Annotated in this window: 16 protein-coding genes; 10 read left to right on the top strand and 6 right to left on the bottom strand. The window is 67.6% G+C overall.

Annotated elements, in window-relative coordinates; genetic code table 11:
• Positions 1–40 precede the first annotated feature (40 nt).
• The 4 genes from ccoG to ccoS are packed head-to-tail and all read left to right on the top strand — an operon-like array spanning position 41 to position 4,858.
• Positions 41–1,474 carry a cytochrome c oxidase accessory protein CcoG gene (gene ccoG, locus ACZ42P_RS06765; protein WP_464899316.1) on the top strand — a complete coding sequence of 478 codons (1,434 nt, stop codon included), beginning with the start codon at positions 41–43 and terminating at the stop codon, positions 1,472–1,474.
• A complete protein-coding gene (locus tag ACZ42P_RS06760; protein WP_464899315.1) occupies positions 1,471–2,271 on the top strand; it encodes a FixH family protein in 801 nt (266 codons plus the stop codon). The genes ccoG and ACZ42P_RS06760 overlap by 4 nt, the downstream gene beginning before the upstream one ends.
• Positions 2,268–4,667 carry a heavy metal translocating P-type ATPase gene (locus ACZ42P_RS06755; protein ID WP_464899314.1) on the top strand — a complete coding sequence of 800 codons (2,400 nt, stop codon included), beginning with the start codon at positions 2,268–2,270 and terminating at the stop codon, positions 4,665–4,667. Before ACZ42P_RS06760 ends, ACZ42P_RS06755 begins: the two co-directional genes overlap by 4 nt.
• A gap of 2 nt (positions 4,668–4,669) precedes the next feature.
• Positions 4,670–4,858, top strand: a complete 189-nt coding sequence (ccoS, locus tag ACZ42P_RS06750) for a cbb3-type cytochrome oxidase assembly protein CcoS (RefSeq protein WP_464899313.1) — start codon at positions 4,670–4,672, stop codon at positions 4,856–4,858.
• A 221-nt stretch (positions 4,859–5,079) separates the two neighbouring features.
• Here the strand turns inward: ccoS and rpoH are convergent, their stop codons facing one another.
• The 4 genes from rpoH to ftsY all read right to left on the bottom strand — a co-directional run bounded on the left by rpoH (position 5,080) and on the right by ftsY (position 8,548).
• On the bottom strand, positions 5,080–5,946 hold the full coding sequence (gene rpoH / locus ACZ42P_RS06745) for an RNA polymerase sigma factor RpoH (protein WP_464899312.1): 867 nt from the start codon (positions 5,944–5,946) through the stop codon (positions 5,080–5,082).
• Between the two features lie 90 nt (positions 5,947–6,036).
• Entirely contained in the window at positions 6,037–6,930 is an 894-nt protein-coding gene (gene ftsX / locus ACZ42P_RS06740; protein WP_464899311.1) for a permease-like cell division protein FtsX, read from the bottom strand.
• The gene (gene ftsE / locus ACZ42P_RS06735; RefSeq protein ID WP_464899310.1) at positions 6,927–7,580 is read right to left on the bottom strand and encodes a cell division ATP-binding protein FtsE; all 654 of its coding nucleotides are present in this window, start codon (positions 7,578–7,580) and stop codon (positions 6,927–6,929) included. The genes ftsX and ftsE overlap by 4 nt, the downstream gene beginning before the upstream one ends.
• Positions 7,577–8,548 (bottom strand): signal recognition particle-docking protein FtsY, encoded by a 972-nt coding sequence (ftsY, locus tag ACZ42P_RS06730; protein WP_464899309.1) that lies wholly within the window; start codon positions 8,546–8,548, stop codon positions 7,577–7,579. Before ftsY ends, ftsE begins: the two co-directional genes overlap by 4 nt.
• An 86-nt stretch (positions 8,549–8,634) precedes the next feature.
• On the opposite strand from ftsY, the gene ACZ42P_RS06725 reads away from it, so the two are divergent.
• The 6 genes from ACZ42P_RS06725 to ACZ42P_RS06700 all read left to right on the top strand — a co-directional run bounded on the left by ACZ42P_RS06725 (position 8,635) and on the right by ACZ42P_RS06700 (position 13,233).
• Entirely contained in the window at positions 8,635–10,023 is a 1,389-nt protein-coding gene (locus ACZ42P_RS06725) for a M16 family metallopeptidase (protein ID WP_464899308.1), read from the top strand.
• 16 nt (positions 10,024–10,039) lie between these two features.
• The gene (locus ACZ42P_RS06720) at positions 10,040–11,353 is read left to right on the top strand and encodes a M16 family metallopeptidase (RefSeq protein WP_464899307.1); all 1,314 of its coding nucleotides are present in this window, start codon (positions 10,040–10,042) and stop codon (positions 11,351–11,353) included.
• Positions 11,334–11,930 carry a 16S rRNA (guanine(966)-N(2))-methyltransferase RsmD gene (rsmD, locus tag ACZ42P_RS06715; RefSeq protein WP_464899306.1) on the top strand — a complete coding sequence of 199 codons (597 nt, stop codon included), beginning with the start codon at positions 11,334–11,336 and terminating at the stop codon, positions 11,928–11,930. The genes ACZ42P_RS06720 and rsmD overlap by 20 nt, the downstream gene beginning before the upstream one ends.
• A complete protein-coding gene (gene coaD, locus ACZ42P_RS06710) occupies positions 11,927–12,409 on the top strand; it encodes a pantetheine-phosphate adenylyltransferase (protein WP_464899305.1) in 483 nt (160 codons plus the stop codon). Before rsmD ends, coaD begins: the two co-directional genes overlap by 4 nt.
• Positions 12,410–12,442: 33 nt before the next feature.
• The gene (locus ACZ42P_RS06705) at positions 12,443–12,694 is read left to right on the top strand and encodes a YfhL family 4Fe-4S dicluster ferredoxin (protein WP_464899304.1); all 252 of its coding nucleotides are present in this window, start codon (positions 12,443–12,445) and stop codon (positions 12,692–12,694) included.
• A 161-nt stretch (positions 12,695–12,855) separates the two neighbouring features.
• On the top strand, positions 12,856–13,233 hold the full coding sequence (locus tag ACZ42P_RS06700) for an RNA-binding S4 domain-containing protein (RefSeq protein WP_464899303.1): 378 nt from the start codon (positions 12,856–12,858) through the stop codon (positions 13,231–13,233).
• 154 nt (positions 13,234–13,387) lie between these two features.
• Here ACZ42P_RS06700 and ACZ42P_RS06695 read toward each other — a convergent pair whose 3' ends face one another.
• Together ACZ42P_RS06695 and mutM are read right to left on the bottom strand one after the other, a co-directional pair.
• Entirely contained in the window at positions 13,388–15,346 is a 1,959-nt protein-coding gene (locus tag ACZ42P_RS06695) for a dynamin family protein (protein WP_464899302.1), read from the bottom strand.
• 154 nt (positions 15,347–15,500) lie between these two features.
• On the bottom strand, positions 15,501–16,325 hold the full coding sequence (gene mutM, locus ACZ42P_RS06690; protein ID WP_464899301.1) for a bifunctional DNA-formamidopyrimidine glycosylase/DNA-(apurinic or apyrimidinic site) lyase: 825 nt from the start codon (positions 16,323–16,325) through the stop codon (positions 15,501–15,503).
• Positions 16,326–16,327: the final 2 nt, after the last annotated feature.

The raw sequence follows: 16,327 nt of genomic DNA, 5'->3' as shown, positions 1-16,327 counted from the left end.
GGCCTCGCCCGCGGGCGGGGTTTTTTCTTCTGGGAAAGCGATGCAGGCAGGAATCGAAGAGCAGAGTGCGCTATACGAGAAGCGCATCCCGATTTTTCCCCGGGCGGTCAAGGGAAGCTTCCGGCGCTTCAAGTGGGGCGTGCTCATTCTTGCCTACACGGTGTTCTTCGGCCTGGTGTGGCTGCCGTGGCCGCGTCAGGACGGCCCCAGCCAGGCGGTGATGTTCGACCTGGTCCATCGCAAGTTCTACATCTTCGGCCTGGTGGCCTATCCCCAGGATCTGATCCTGTGGCTGGGGCTGTTGCTGTTCATTGCCGCCGCCCTGCTGTTCTTCGTCACCGCGCTGGTGGGCCGCGCCTTCTGCGGCTATTTCTGTTTCCAGACCCTGTGGACCGACTTCTTCATCTGGATCGAAAGCCTGATCCAGGGCGACCGTCCCAAGCGGGTTCGCCTGTACAAGCAGCCCTGGAACCGGGAGAAGATCCTGAAGCTGGGGGCGACCCATCTCGCATGGCTGCTGGTCGCCTTCTGGACTGCCTTCACCTTCGCCGCCTATTTCACCTACGCACCGGACCTCGTGCGCGACTTCTTCACGGGGCAGGCCCATCCCGCGGCCTATGGCACGGTGCTCATCCTGACCCTGACCACCTATGTGGCGGCGGGACTGGGGCGCGAGCAGATTTGCATGTATGTCTGTCCCTACGCCCGTTTCCAGAGCGTCATGTACGATCCGGAAACGCTGGTGGTGACCTACGACGAGAAGCGGGGCGATGGCACCATGGGACGGGCGCCGCTGCGGCCGGGGGCGAGGACCCGCGAGGAGCGCCAGGCCAAGGGCTACGGCGACTGCATCGACTGCACCCTGTGCGTGCAGGTGTGCCCCGTGGGTATCGACATTCGCAACGGCCTGCAGTATCCCTGCATTTCCTGCGGTCTGTGCATCGACGCCTGCAACGGCGTGATGGATTCCATCGGTTTTCCCCGCGGCCTCATCCGCTACGATTCCGAGGTGAACATCAAGTCCCCCCAGCCGGGCAAGCCCCACCTGCACTGGAAGCGGCTCAAGGTCGTGGGCTATGGACTGGCGGTGGTGGTGATGTTGGGGTTGCTCATCTACAGCATCACCGGTCGCAGCGACCTGGAACAGGCCGTGATCCAGGTGCGCCAGCCCCTTTACGTGGTGCTTTCCGACGGTCAGATCCGCAACCGCTACCAGATCCGGCTGGCCAACCGCAGCGACCATCCCCAGACCTACGTGCTCGGTGTGCGCGGCCTTCCTGCGGAGGCGGCCGACTTCGGCAACTTCCGCGAGGTCACGGTCAAGCCCAGCCAAAGCATCCTGGTGCAGGTGAGCGTGAAGCTGCCGCCTGAGGCCGCCGCGCGCGTCGCCTCCTTCGAATTCACCATCACCCCCAAGAGTCGGCCGGATGAGGTGCACGTGAGCCCGGCGCGGTTCTACGGCCCCCACTCATGAGCGTGCTCTTCAGCCTGTTCGGCGGCGTGGCGCTGGTGGTGGTGCTGTACCAGTTGCTGCGCCTGCTGGGGCTTTCCAACTACTGGCGGGGCGTGATCAGCGGCGTGCTGCCGCTGGTGGGCTATGCACTCTACAGCACGGCCAACTGGGCGGGGCTGGATGTGCTGGCCATCCACACTGCCGTTTATCTTTCCACGGCCACCCTGCTCACCCTGGCCGCGAGCCGCGAAGGTGGGCAAAACAGCGGCAAACGGCCGCCCATGCACTGGGCGCCCAAGGCCTTCATCGGTTTCTTCCTGTTCGTGCTCGTCCTCAATGCGGCGTTTCTCTATGTCTCCAGCCAGGGCCTGCCGCCGTGGCTCGCCCGCTGGGTATTGCCCGGCGCCCAGGACGGGCGGGTGCACACCGCCTTCCCCGGGGTGGTGCCCCATGGGGTGGAGGCCGCCAGGGAAATCGGCTCCGAACTTTCGGCGCGCCATCGCCAGCTGCGCCTGGGCTGGCGTGTGGAGTGGCAGGGGCTCGATCGCCTGGCCCGCGACGGTGCGGCGCAGGTGACCGTGCGCGCCCGCGACCGGGACGACACGCCCCTTGCCGATGCGCGGGTGACCCTGGAGCTCTTGCGTCCCGCCCAGGCCAAAAGCGATCTCGCCTTTGAGCTGGCCCCGGGGGAACCCGGCCTGTTCCAGAGCTGGATACGCCTGCCGGAGCCCGGACGCTGGATCGCCGTGATCCGCGTGACCCGACGGCAGGACAGCTTCCAGGCGGAGGAGCAGCTCACCGTGCAACGGGTGCAATGAGCGGCGACTGCTTCCACTGCGGCCAACCGATCCCGGCGGACGTGCAGCTGTCCGTCACCATCGACGGGGAACCGCGCGCCATGTGCTGCCGTGGCTGCCAGGCGGTGGCCGAGGCCATCGTCGCCAACCACCTGGAGGACTACTACCGCCACCGGACCGCGCCCGCCACCACACCCCAGGAACTGGTGCCTGAGGCCCTCGGGCGGCTTGCGGTCTACGACCATCCGGACATCCAGAAGAGCTTCGTCATCGACGCCGGTGAGCACACCCGCGAGGCGGTGCTGATTCTGGAGGGCATCACCTGTGCCGCCTGCATCTGGCTCAACGAGCGTCACCTCATGCAGCTGCCAGGTGTCAAGGCGGTGAGCGTCAATTACGCCACCCACCGCGCGCGCATCGCCTGGGACGAGCGGGAAATCAGCCTGTCCCGCATCCTCTCCGAGATCCGGCTGCTGGGCTACGACGCCCATCCCTACAACGCCCACGCCGCGGAAACCCTGCGCCGGCAGCGCCGCAGTCAGGACCTGCGCCGGCTGTTCGTGGCGGGGTTGGCTTCGGCGCAGGTGATGATGTTTGCCATCGCCCTCTATGCCGGGGCCTACTACTACGACATGGATCACGGCACGGCCCAGCTCATGCGCTGGGCCAGCCTGATCCTCAGCATCCCGGTGGTGCTCTATTCCGCCGTGCCCTTCTATCGTGCCGCCTGGAGCGGTCTGAAAAGCCGCCACCTCAACATGGACGTGCCGGTGAGTCTCGCCGTGGTGAGCGGCTTTTTGGGCAGCGCCTGGGTCACCTGGCAGGGTGAGGGCGTGGTGTATTTCGACACCATCACCATGTTCGTCTTCATCCTGCTCGCTTCCCGCTTCCTGGAGCAGGGCGCCCGGGAAAAATCCGTGGAAGCGGCGGAGAACCTGCTCAAACTCGCGCCGGCCATGGCCACCCGGGTGCGCGACGGCCGTCAGGAAGTGGTGCCGGTGCTGGAGCTCGCGCCCGGGGACGTGATCCTTGCCAGGCCCGGCGAGGCCATCGCTGCGGACGGTGTGGTGGTGGAAGGGGAGAGCAGCGCGGACGAGGCCCTGCTCACCGGCGAAAGCCGGCCCGTGCCCAAGCGTCCCGGGGATGGCGTCATCGCCGCCAGCGTCAATCTGGAAGGGCCGCTTCTGGTGCGGGTGACCGGGGTGGGGGAGAACACCGTCCTGGCAGGCATCGTGCGGCTGCTGGACCGGGCCCAGGCGCAAAAGCCCAGGCTCGCCCAGCTCGCCGACCGGGTGGCGGCCTGGTTCACCCTGGCGCTGCTTTTGCTCGCGCTGGCCACCGGTATCGGCTGGGCGCTGGTGGCGCCGGAGCGGGTGTTCGAGATCGTGCTCGCCGTCCTGGTGGTGACCTGTCCCTGCGCCCTCTCCATTGCCGCCCCTGCGGCCATTGCCGCCGCGGGTTCCAGCCTGCTCAGGCGCGGCATCCTTCTCACCCGGGGCCATGCCCTGGAGACCCTGGCCCGGGTGGACCACGTGGTGCTGGACAAGACCGGCACCCTGACCCACGGCCGTCCCTGGCTGGAGCGGGTGATTCCCCTAGGCCGGCTCGACGAGGACCGGGCCCGGGTGCTGGCGGCCAGCCTGGAACAGGCCTCCGAGCATCCCCTGGCGGCGAGCTTTCTCGCGGCGGTGCCCGCCGACCGGCTGCTTCCGGTGACCGCGGCGCAGAACACGCCGGGCGTCGGTGTGGCGGGAACCATCGAGGGGGTGCGCTACCAGCTGGGCAACGCCCGCGTGCTCGAGACCGTGCCGCCCTTGCCCGCGGACGTTCCGCCCGGCGCCACGGTGGTGTGGCTGGCGCGCGACGGCCAACCCCTGGCGGCCTTCCTCCTGGGCGACCGGCTGCGCGACGAAGCGCCGGCGCTCATGGAACGCCTCGCGGCCATGGGGGTGGCTGTGACCATCCTGAGCGGGGATGCCGAGCCCGCGGTGCGCCACGTGGCCCAGGCCCTGGGCGTGAGCGACTGGCGGGCCCAGATGCGGCCGGAGGACAAGCTCGCGGCCCTGCAGGCCCTGCAGCAGGCGGGCAGGGTGGTGGCCATGGTGGGAGACGGTGTCAACGACGCGCCGGTGCTGGCTGCGGCCCAGGTATCCATTGCCATGGGCGGTGGCACCCAGGTGGCCCGCTCCAGCAGCGACATCGTCCTGCTCTCCGAGAACCTGCTGGACGTGGCGCGTGCCCTGCACACCGGCCGTCGGGCCATCGCCGTGATGAAGTCCAACTTCGCCTGGGCGGTGGGCTACAATCTGGTGGCCCTGCCCTTCGCGGTGCTGGGCTACATCCCCCCCTGGGTCGCGGCCATCGGCATGTCGGCAAGCTCCCTGATCGTGGTCCTCAACGCCCTGCGCCTCAAGTGACCATGGCCTCCATTCTGTTCTTCCTCATCGGCTTGTCCACCCTGGTGTTCCTTGCCCTCGCCGTGGGCATCTGGTGGGCGGTGAAAAGCGGCCAGTTCGACGACCTGGAAGGTCCCGCCCAGCGCATCCTGATGGACGACGACGATCCCCTGCTGCCCGGGCGGGACCGGCAATTGAAGGACGGAGAGTAAGGCCCTATAATGCCGGGTCAATATTTTCAGACACTTGCGGAGCGATCATGATCAAGACCCTGTTCTCCAAGGAAAACCTGCCCATGACCCTGGTGGCGGCGCTGGTGCTGCTGGGCTGGATGTCCTTCCTGTCGGTCATTCTGGCCAATCTCTGAGCGCTCCCCACAAAAAAAGCGCTGTCGGCTCACCCCGGCAGCGCTTTTCGTTTCAGGGCCTGCCTTTCAGCAGGTGGCGCTTTCGCAGCCCTGGGCCACGATGGCGGCCTTCATCTTCTGCAGGGCCTTGGCCTCGATCTGACGGATGCGTTCTGCCGATACCCCGTATTCCGCTGCCAGCTCGTGCAGAGTCAGGGTATCGCCCTCGCGCAGCCAGCGCGTCTCAATGATGCGGCGACTGCGTTCGTCCAGGCTGGCCAGGGCTTGAGTAAGCCCCCGCTCACGGAGCAGCTCACCTTCCTTGTACTCCAGCTGGCGCGCCGGTTCCGCTTCCGCATCCGTGAGGTAGGCGATGGGAGCGAAGCCCTGTTCGTCGTCGTCGCCCACGGGTTCCAGGGCCACGTCACCGCCATCCAGGCGGGTTTCCATTTCCACCACCTCTTCCGGTTTCACCCCCAGGTCCTTGGCGATGGCTTCCACTTCCCGCGGCCCCAGGGTGCCCAGGCTCTGCTTCATGCTGCGCAGGTTGAAGAACAGCTTGCGCTGGGCCTTGGTGGTGGCGATCTTCACCATGCGCCAGTTGCGCAGGATGAATTCGTGGATTTCCGCCTTGATCCAGTGGATGGCGAAGGACACCAGACGCACGCCCCGGTCCGGATCGAAGCGGCGCACCGCCTTCATCAGACCCACGTTGCCTTCCTGGATCAGGTCGGCCTGGGGCAGCCCATAGCCGGCATAGCCCCGGGCGATGTTGACCACCACCCGCAGGTGGGACAGCACCAGGGTGCGGGCCGCGTCCAGATCGTTGTGATCCCGCAGGCGCCGTGCCAGGGTGTATTCCTCCTCCGCGCTCAGCACGGGAAAGGCCTTCACCGCCTGGATGTAGCTTTCCAGGCTGCCCACGGACGGATTCGGCAAGGTGATTGCGGTCATGTTGGTCCCTCCCACTTGATGGCTTGATGTTAGCACTCGCGCCCTGAGAGTGCTAGCGGGGGGCGAAAGTTCCGGATGGCGGAAAAACCGTCAGAGGCGACGCAACTGCTGGGTGGTGGCGAGCCAGGCGCCCAGCCAGCCCAGGGTGGCGGACAGGCCGAGCAGCAGCCCCGCCTCGCGCCAGCCCAGCCCTTCCAGGCGGAAGGCGGCGCCGTAGGCCGCGGCCAGGGCATCCACCCGTCCCCCCAGGAAGACGAGCCCCCCCGCCAGGAGAAGCCAGGCCAGCAGGGCGCCCAGCAGACCCTGGAGGGTGCCCAGGTAGAGGAAGGGCCGGCGCACGAAGGCATCGGTCGCCCCCAGCAGGCGGCTCAGCTCGATCTCCTCGCGCTGGGCCAGCACCTGCAGGCGGATGGTGTTGAAGCTCACTGCCACCAGGGCGGTGGCCATCAGCCCCGCCAGAAGCAGGACGAAATCCCGGCCCAGGGCGAGCCAGGCGGCGAGCCGCTGGGCCCAGGCGGCGTCCAGCGTGGCCCGCGCCACCCCGGGCAGGCGGGCGAGCTCTGCGCGCAGGGCCTCCAGGGCGGCGGGTGTCGTGTCCCGGGGCGTGAGGACAAAGGCATCGGGCAGGGGGTTGCGGCCCAGGGTGGCGACCACGTCCGCCACCCCGGCCCGGCCCGAGAGTCCCCGCAGCGCCTCGTCCCGACTCACGAAGCGCACCCGGGCGAGGTCTTTGCGGGCGCGCAGGGTGCGGGCCAGTTCCGGGGACTGGCTGGTCCCATCCTTGAGGAACAGGGTGATCTCGGGTGTGCTGGACAGGTGGTTCGCCAGGCGGGCCACGTTGGTGAGCACCAGGTAGAGGCTGGCAGGCAGGGTGAGGGCCACGCCGATCACCAGCACCGTGAGGCCCGTGGCGAAGGGAGTGGCGCCCAGGCGCACCAGGGTGTGGGCGAGCGCCGCCCGCTGCTGCGCGAACCAGTTCCTCATGGCTGCACCCGGCCCGCGCGCAGGGTCAGCACACGCGGTCTCAAGCGCTCGATGAGCCGCGGCTCATGGGTGGCGATCACCAGGGTGACGCCGGCGCGGCTGAAGGCGGCCAGCATGTCCAGGAGCAGCTCGGCGTAATCCGCGTCCAGATTGCCCGTGGGTTCATCGGCGAGCAGGATGCTGGGTCGGTTGACGATGGCGCGGGCAATGGCCAGCCGCTGCTGCTCGCCGCCGGATAGCGTCATGGGCATGGCCCGTTCCCGATCCAGCAGGCCCACCTTGTCCAGCGCGGCACGCGCCCGCCGCGCCGCCTCCTTCACCGGCATGCCCGAGATGCGCAGGGGCAGCATCACGTTCTCGAAGCAGTTGCGGTCATAGAGCAGCCTGGCGTCCTGGAACACCAGGCCCAGGGTGCGGCGCCAGTAGGGCATGGCCTTGCGCGACAGCCGGCCGATGTTCTGGCCATCCACCACCACGCTGCCGGAGGTGGGCCGCTCGATGCCGGCGATGAGCTTGAGCAGGGTGGACTTGCCGGCGCCAGAAGGGCCGGTGACGGCCACCATCTCGCCGGTGGCGATGGTGAAACTGGCTTCGGAAAGGGCCTCGTGTCCGCCCGGGTAACGCTTGGTGACCTGACTGAAGGTGATCACTCGAACAGGGCTTCCACGAATTCGCGGGCGCGAAAGGGCTGCAGATCCTCCCGGCTCTCGCCCACCCCGATGAAGCGCACAGGGATGGGACGGGCCTTGGCGATGGCCGCCAGCACACCACCCTTGGCGGTTCCGTCGAGCTTGGTCACCACCAGGCCGGTGAGACCGAGGGCATCGTCGAAGGCCTTCACCTGGGCCACGGCGTTCTGCCCGGTGTTGGCATCCAGCACCAGCAAAATCTCGTGGGGCGCGGTGGGCTCGGCCTTGGCGATGACGCGCTTGACCTTCTTGATTTCCTCCATGAGGTGGAGCTGGGTGGGCAGCCGGCCCGCGGTATCGGCCAGCACCACATCCACGCCCCGCGCCCTGGCGGCCTGCACGGCATCGTAGATGACGGCGGCGGAATCGCCCTTTTCCTGGGCGATCACGGTGACGTTGTTGCGTTCGCCCCAGATCATGAGCTGTTCCCGCGCGGCGGCGCGGAAGGTGTCGCCCGCCGCGAACAGCACACTCCTGCCCTGCTTCTGGAACCAGTGGGCGAGCTTGCCGATGGTGGTGGTCTTGCCCGCGCCGTTGACGCCCACCATCATGATCACGAAGGGCTTGTGGCCGGCGATCTCCAGGGGGTTCTCCAAAGGCGCCAAAAGTTCCGTCATGGCATCCATGAGGGCCGCCCGGAGCTGCCCGGCCTCCGTGAGCCGTTCGCGCTTGACCCGGGCACGCAGGGTCGCGAGCAGCGCTTCCGTGGCTTCCACCCCCACGTCGGCGGTGAGCAGGATGGTTTCCAGCTCCTCGAAAAGCGCCTCGTCGATCTTGCCGTGGGCCCCGAACAGGCCGCTCAGGCGGCTGCCCAACTGTTCCCGTGTGCGGGCGAGTCCCCGCTTCAGACGTTCCCGCCAGGTGAGGCGGGGCGTTTCCTGAGCGGCTTCGGGCTCGAGTTCGGACTTGGACTTGAAGAAACCAAACATGGGGGAAGCGGTCGGATGCAAGGCGGCGCGCCGGCGCCGGTGAGCGTTGAATTATACTACCGCCTCGCTTTGACCAAGGATCGACGATGAGTGCTGCCCGAAAGGCGCTTAGCCGGATTTTCGCGGCCCTGTTCCTGCTGGGCCTGTTTGGCCCCGTATGGGCGGCCGGCCGCGTCGAGACCCACACCCTCGCCAACGGACTGCGCATCTTCGTCAAGGAGGACCATCGCGCCCCGGTGGTGGTGTCACAGGTGTGGTACCGCGCCGGCAGCATGGACGAACACAACGGTGCCACCGGTGTGGCCCACGTGCTGGAACACATGATGTTCAAGGGCACGCGCCAGGTGCCCGCGGGGGAATTCTCCCGCCTCATCGCCGCCGCCGGCGGACGCGAGAATGCCTTCACCAGCCGCGACTACACCGCCTATTTCCAGACCCTGCAGAAAGACAAGCTGCCCCTTGCGTTCCGCCTGGAGGCGGACCGCATGGCCAATCTCGTGCTGAGTGAGCAGGAGTTTGCCAAGGAAATCGAGGTGGTGCGCAACGAGCGGCGCTGGCGCACCGAGGACAAGCCCCAGTCCCTGGTGTATGAGGCGCTCATGGCCACTGCCTTCCAGGCCAGCCCCTACCGCTGGCCGGTGATCGGCTGGATGAATGATCTGGACAACATGACCGTGGCCGATGCGCGCGCCTGGTACCGCCGCTGGTATGCCCCCAACAATGCCGTGCTGGTGGTGGTGGGCGATGTCAAGGCGCGCGAGGTGTTCCGGCTGGCCGAACGCTATTTCGGCCCCATACGGGCGCGTCCATTGCCGGGGCGAAAACCCCAGCTGGAACCGGAGCAGACCGGGCCCCGCCGGGTGACGGTCAAGGCGCCGGCCAAGCTGCCCTATCTGATCATGGGCTGGCACGCGCCGGTGCTCAGGGATCCGGAACGGGACTGGGAGCCCTATGCCCTGGAGATGCTCGCGGGCGTGCTGGATGCCAATGCCGCTGCGCGCTTTCCCGCGCGCCTGGTGCGTGAAAGCCGGGTGGCGGTGGAGGCGGGAGCCAGTTACGACAGCATCCAGCGCGGCCCGGGCCTGTTCCTGGTGGATGGTACGCCCAGCGAGGGACGCACGGTCCAGGATCTGGAAGCGGCCATCCGCGCGGAACTCGCGCGCATCCAGGAGGAAGGGGTGGGGGAAGACGAGCTGTCACGCATCCGTGCCCAGCTCATCGCCGCCCAGGTGTATCAGCGCGACTCCATGTTCTACCAGGCGATGCAGATCGGGGAGGTGGTGACGGTGGGCTTTGACCCGGGTCTCGTGGAGCGGCGCATCGAAAAACTGAAGGCGGTCACCGCCGAACAGGTGCAGGCCGTGGCACGCAAGTATCTGCTGGATGATCACCTCACCGTCGCCACGCTGGATCCCCAGCCGCTCACTGCCCAAAAGCCTGCCACGCCGCCCAGGGGATTGCGCCATGTCCAATGAGCCTTGCCGCGTCCGAATGTTTTTGGCCCGTCTGCTGCTTCTGGGATTCACGGCCTTCTTCATGGCGGGTGCTTCGGCCGGCGTGACCATCCAGGACTGGCGCACCAGCACGGGAGCGCGCGTGCTCTTCGTGGAGAACCACGACCTGCCCATGCTGGACGTGGCGGTGTGGTTCGATGCCGGCAGCCGGCGCGACACCCCCGCGCTCGCCGGCCGTGCGGCCCTGGTGTCGCGCCTGCTGCAGTTGGGGGCCGGCGGCTTGTCCGAGGACGAAATCGCCCGCCGGCTGGCTGCGGTGGGGGCCCAGCTGGGTGCGGCCTTCGAGCGCGACCGGGCGGGCTACACGCTGCGCACACTTTCCAGCGCCCGGGAGCGGGAGGAAGCCCTCGGCCTGCTGGCCACCATCCTGCAGAAGCCGGATTTCCCGGCGGCGGTGCTGGAGCGGGAGAAACAGCGCCTCATCGCCGCCCTGCGGGAAGCGGACACCCAGCCGGAACACATTGCGGAGAAAGCCTTCTACAAGGCGGTCTATGGCGACCATCCCTATGCGCTCCCGGAAAGTGGCGAGGTGGAGACGGTGGCGCGTATCGGTCGCGACGATCTGCTGGCCTTCCACCGGGCCCACTATGGGCCCGCGGCCGCCCGCGTGGTGATGATCGGCGATGTGACCCGCAGCGAGGCCGAAGCCATCGCCGAGCGGCTGACCGCAGGGCTGCCCGATGGGCCCCCGCCGCCCGCCATCGCCGAGCCCATTCCGTCCCCCGCGGGGCAGACGGTGCGTCTGCCCCATCCTGCCACCCAAGCCCACATTCTCATGGGCCAGCCGGGGATGAGCCGTCTCGATCCGGACTATTTTCCCCTCCTGGTGGGCAATTACGTCCTGGGTGGGGGCGGTTTCGATTCGCGCATCCTCAAGGAGATCCGCCAGAAACGGGGCCTGGCCTACAGCGCCTACAGCTATTTCCTGCCCCTGGCCCAGCCGGGGCCCCTGATCGTGGGCGTGCAGACCAAGAAGGACGACGCGCCGGAGGTGCTGCGGGTGCTAAACGAGACCGTGTCCCGCTTCGTGAAGGAAGGGCCCAGCGGGGCGGAGCTCGCCCAGGCCAGGAACAACATCGTGCTGGGCTTTCCCCTGCGCATGGACAGCAACCGCAAGATTCTCGATTTCCTCGGGGTGATCGGCTTCTATGACCTGCCCCTCACCTGGCTGGACGATTACCCCCGGGCGGTGGCGCGCGTGACCGCGGGGGAGGTGCGCGATGCCTTCCGGCGCCGTGTGCGGCCCGACAGGATGGTCACGGTGGTGGTCGGTGGTCCGGACCGTCCCTAAACCGCCTGGCGGCCGCAGCGGCGCGGGACGCGTGCGCATCATCGGCGGCACCTGGCGCAGCCGCATCCTCACCTTCCCCGCGGCCGAGGGACTGCGCCCCACACCGGACCGGGTGCGCGAGACCGTGTTCAACTGGCTGGGCCAGACCCTGGAAGGCAAGCGTTGTCTGGATCTGTTCGCGGGCAGCGGCGCCCTCGGCTTCGAGGCCGCCTCGCGCCACGCCGCCCAGGTCACCCTGGTGGACAGGCAGCACCGGGTGTGCGCCGCCCTGCGCGAGAACGCGGCCCGTCTCGGCGCCAGCCAGTGCACCGTGGTGGAAGCCGATGCGCGGGAGTGGCTGGCGCGCGACACGGGCGTGTATGATGTGATCTTTCTCGATCCGCCCTTCGCCGCCGCCCTGCTGCCGACCCTGTGGCCCCTGGTGGCCCCCAGGCTGGCCCCGGATGGCGTGGTCTATCTGGAAAGCGGTGCGCCGCTCGTGCTGCCGGAGGGTTGGACGCTGTTCAGGAGTGCACGTGCCGGCATGGTCCATTACGGCCTTGCCCGCCGCGCCCAAGGGGATGCCCCGACACCATGAATCCACGCAGAATCGTCTATCCCGGCAGCTTCGATCCCATCACCCGTGGCCACGAGGACCTGGTGCGGCGCGCCGCCCGGCTGTTCGACGAGGTCATCGTGGGCGTGGCGGAGAGCCCCAACAAGCGTCCCTTCTTCAGCCTGGAGGAGCGGGTGGACATGGCCCGCGCGGCCCTGGCGGAAGTGCCGGGCGTGCGTGTGCTGGGCTTCTCCGGGCTGCTCATGAAGTTCATGGAAGAGCAGGGCGCCACGGTAGTGCTGCGGGGCCTGCGCGCGGTGTCCGACTTCGAATACGAACTGCAGCTCGCCGGCATGAACCGCAAGCTCAACCCGGCGGTGGAAACCCTGTTCCTCACCCCCTCCGAGCAGTACATGTTCGTCTCGGCCTCCCTGGTGCGGGAAATCGCCCGGCTCGGGGGCGATGTCAGCGAGTTCGTTCATCCCTTGATTAATTCCCGCCTCAGTGCCAGAATGCGCTGAATATTAGTGATTTCTCATATACGAGGAAGCGGCATGTCACTCAAGATCACCGACGAATGCATCAATTGCGACGTGTGCGAGCCGGAGTGCCCCAACGGCGCCATCTCCCAGGGCCCCGACATCTACGTCATCGACCCCAACCTTTGCACCGAATGTGTCGGCCACTATGACACGCCGCAATGCGTCGAGGTGTGCCCGGTGGACTGCATCATCACCGGCATCGAGGAATCGCGGGAAGTGCTCGAGGAGCGCTACCGCATCATCAGCGGCCAGAAAGTGGCGTGACGGTTTCCTGCTGTCCGGTGGTCAGGAAGGGCGGAGCGATCCGCCCTTCTTCATTTGAGGCGGGAGCATGCCCGGGTAGCCGGCGCCCCGCGCCTGGGGCAATCCCGTGGGGCGGGCCACGGCCCCGCCGCCCCCTCCCAATGGCCCTGACGGATTGAAGCGTGGAACGGCTGCGTGTCGACAAGTGGCTGTGGGCGGCGCGCTTTTTCAAGAGCCGCAGCCTGGCCAGCCAGGCCGTGGAAGGGGGCAAGGTCAAGGTGAACGGCGCCCGTGTGAAGCCGGCGCGGGAGATCCGGGTGGGCGACCGGCTGGAAATCACCCTTGCCGATACCCAATGGGAAATCACCGTTGCCGGCCTCTCCGACCGGCGCGGGCCCGCCTCCGTGGCCCAGACCCTCTATCAGGAAAGCGAAAGCAGCCGGCGCCGGCGCGAGGCCATGCGCGAAGCCCGGCGCTATCAGATGGAACCGGCGCAGGCCCTCCACGGCCGTCCCACCAAGCGGGACCGGCGCCAGCTGGAACGCCTGCGGGGTAAATGAATCCCCGGCTGTGCACCGCCGGGCCGGCGGACGGGACCCGACCGGTGGCCTGCTGACTTCCAGGCAAAAGGGTCGGCTGCTCCCCGAGGCAGCGCCGGCCCGGGCAGGCCGCTACCGGGCGCGTTGCGCGAGGCAGGTGCGCTGACCTGCCGCGTCACGCCCAGGCCACGAGCTCGCGGCTGGCATCGAAGGCCAGCGCGTCGGTGAGACGGGTGTGCAGATCGTTGAGGTCGGCGAGCTGGTCGAGGATGGTCTTTTCCATCTGTTCCAGTTCGGCGATGCGGTCTTCCAGGGTGTCGGTGGCCTTGTGGATGCGCTTGATGCTTTCCAGGCGGCGGCGCAGCTGGAGCTGGTGTTCCCGCACCTGGGTTTCCATGGGCGCCATCACCGCCTTGAGCCAGTTCTCCACGTCGCGGTTGGCGATCTCATAGACGTGGACCACCCGCGCCGCCACGGTTTCGAAGAACTTGGCCATGAGGCTGAAGCGTTCGGTGGCATAGACCGTCACCGTGCCGAAATGGTCGTTGTAGGCCTTTTCCAGTTTGGCCAGTTCCTTGGTGTACTTGAGGGTGGAGAAGGGCGCCGGGCTCGCGGCCTTGAGGCCGTGTTCCTCGGCGAACTTCTTGTACATCGCCTCCATCATCGCCTTGATCTCCTCGATCTGCTCGGAGGCCTTGGCGATGTTGGCGTGGGTGTCGCGGAAGAACTGGTTCATGGCGTCGCGGATGCCCTTGGTGAACTTGCTTTTGGCCATCTGCGTGCGCACGTCGCGGATTTCCTGCTTGAGCGCATCCATGCCCAGGTGACTGAACAGCACGTTGGTGTGATGGGAGAACACCGAGCGCAGGGCCTGGAAACGCTGCAGGCCACGCTCGAAATCCTGCTTGTCCTGCTGCACCTTGGCCATCATGTGCTCGATGACGTCCTGGTTCTTGCCGCGCAGGTTCTTGAGTTCGGTGAGCTGCTCCCGCACGCCGGCCAGCCGCCCGCGCAGGATGTCGGTGGTGCGCTGGATCATGTCTTCCAGTTCGCTCTGGGTGGCGTCGCGCACGATTTCCTGCTTGGAGGGAATGAGCTCGTCGGACAGCGCGCGTTCCAGCCGGGGCAGGCGGCTTTTCTCCAGGAGCGCCTCATCGTGCTGCACCTTGGCCAAAAGCCCCTTCTGCGCCGAGACGGGAAACACCTGGGCGGGGTCGAGGCCGAGCAGGTGGGCGGTGGTTTCCACCTGCTGGGCGATCTCCCGCTCCACCGCTTCTTCACCCTTGAGCTCGTCCCACATGGCGTCGATCTTGTTGAGCACCACCAGGCGGCCTTTCTGGCGGCCCTGGGTGTTGCCGATGTGGTTGCGCCAGACCTCGATGTCGCTCTTGGTCACGCCGGTGTCGGCGGCCAGGATGAACAGGATGGCGTGGGCATTGGGCAGCAGGTTGAGCGTGAGCTCGGGCTCGGTACCGATGGCATTGAGGCCCGGCGTGTCCAGGATCACCAGCCCCTGTTCCAGCAGCGGGTGGGGGAAATTGATGATGGCGTGGCGCCAGGCGGGAATGTCCACCGTGCCGTCGTCGTGCACGGTGAGCGCGTTGTCCGCGTCATCGCGGTCATAGAGCCCATACCGTTCGGCCTCCTCCACCGGCACCCGCCGCGTCTCGGACACCCGCTGCAGTGCCTGGATCATGCCCTCCCCGGAGGAAGTGTCCAGCGGGATCACCTTCCATTCATCGCTGTAGCGCTTGTACTCGGTGGTGGTGGTGTCCGTGGCGCGCGTTTCGATGGGCAGCAGCATGATGCAGGGCTCGCGCGCGGGGTCCCACAGGAGCTCGGTGGGGCACATGGTGGTGCGCCCGGCGCTGGAGGGCAGCAGCCGCTGCTTGTAATCGGCGAAGAAGATGGCGTTGATGAGCTCCGACTTGCCCCGGGAGAACTCCGCCACGAAGGCCACGTTGAGCTTGTCGTCCTTCAGCCGGTCCAGCACGTGCTGGATGCGCAGGTCGATCTGGGCGTCGGTGAGATCCTGTTCCGCCAGCCATTTGCGCAGCCCCGCGACGCTGTCGGCGAGTTGTTCGCGCCAGGCGCTGTAGGCCTGGAAGTGGGCGACGAGATTGTCATTGCTCATAAAGCCTCCCGGGAGGTTTCAGCGTGCGGGCGCCGCTGCCGCGTGCCTACTCTAGCATGAAAACCCGGCAAAACAACAGGGTTACGCGAAGTTATTCGAGCAGTTTGCGGCAATGCCAGAGTCATGATCGGCCGGATTGCGCCGGCCTTGAGGCTCAGCGCTGGCAGCGGGGGCAGAAAAACGTGGAGCGGTTGCCCTGACGCAGGTGGCGGACGGGCCCGCCACAGCGGCGGCAGGGCTCGCCCGCGCGTCCATAGACCGCGTACTGGTGCTGGAAATAACCGGGCTGACCGTCGGCGTCGACGAAATCGCGCAGGCTGGAGCCGCCCGCCTCGATGGCGCGGGTGAGGGTTTCACGCACCGCCTCGACCAGGCGCGCGCAGCGCGCGCGGCCCAGGCGCCGGGCCGGCAGGCGGGGGTCGATGCCCGCCTGGAAGAGTGCCTCGTTGGCGTAGATGTTGCCCACCCCCACCACCAGCCCGGCATCCATGAGCACCGGCTTGATGGCGGCCTCCCGGCTGCGGGTCCGGTCGTACAGCCAGCCGCCGGTGAAAGCGGGCGACAGGGGTTCCACACCCTGATGGGCGAGCAGGGGATGGCGGTCCGCTTCCCCCGCATGCCAGAGCACTGCGCCGAAGCGGCGGGGATCACGCAGCCGCAGCAGGCGCCCGGTGTCGAGCCGCAGGTCCACATGGTCGTGGGGGCCGGGGGGCGTGTCCGCCGGGACGATGCGCAGACTGCCGGACATGCCCAGGTGCACCAGCAGCCAGCCCGGGAAGCGGGCATCGATGCGGAACAGCAGGTATTTGCCGCGCCGCTCGATGCCGGCCACCCGCGCGCCGGCGAGCCGCTGCGAAAGATCGCGCGGGACGGGCCAGCGCAGCCTCGGTTCGCGCACTGTCACCTGCTCGATGGTGCGGCCTGCCACGTGGGGCAGGAGCCCACGGCGGGTGGTTTCCACTTCCGGCAGTTCGGGCATGT

It is taken from the genome of Thiobacter subterraneus (assembly GCF_055379455.1).
Note: the sequence above shows the minus strand (reverse complement) of the source record. Positions and strands in the feature narration are given on the sequence as shown.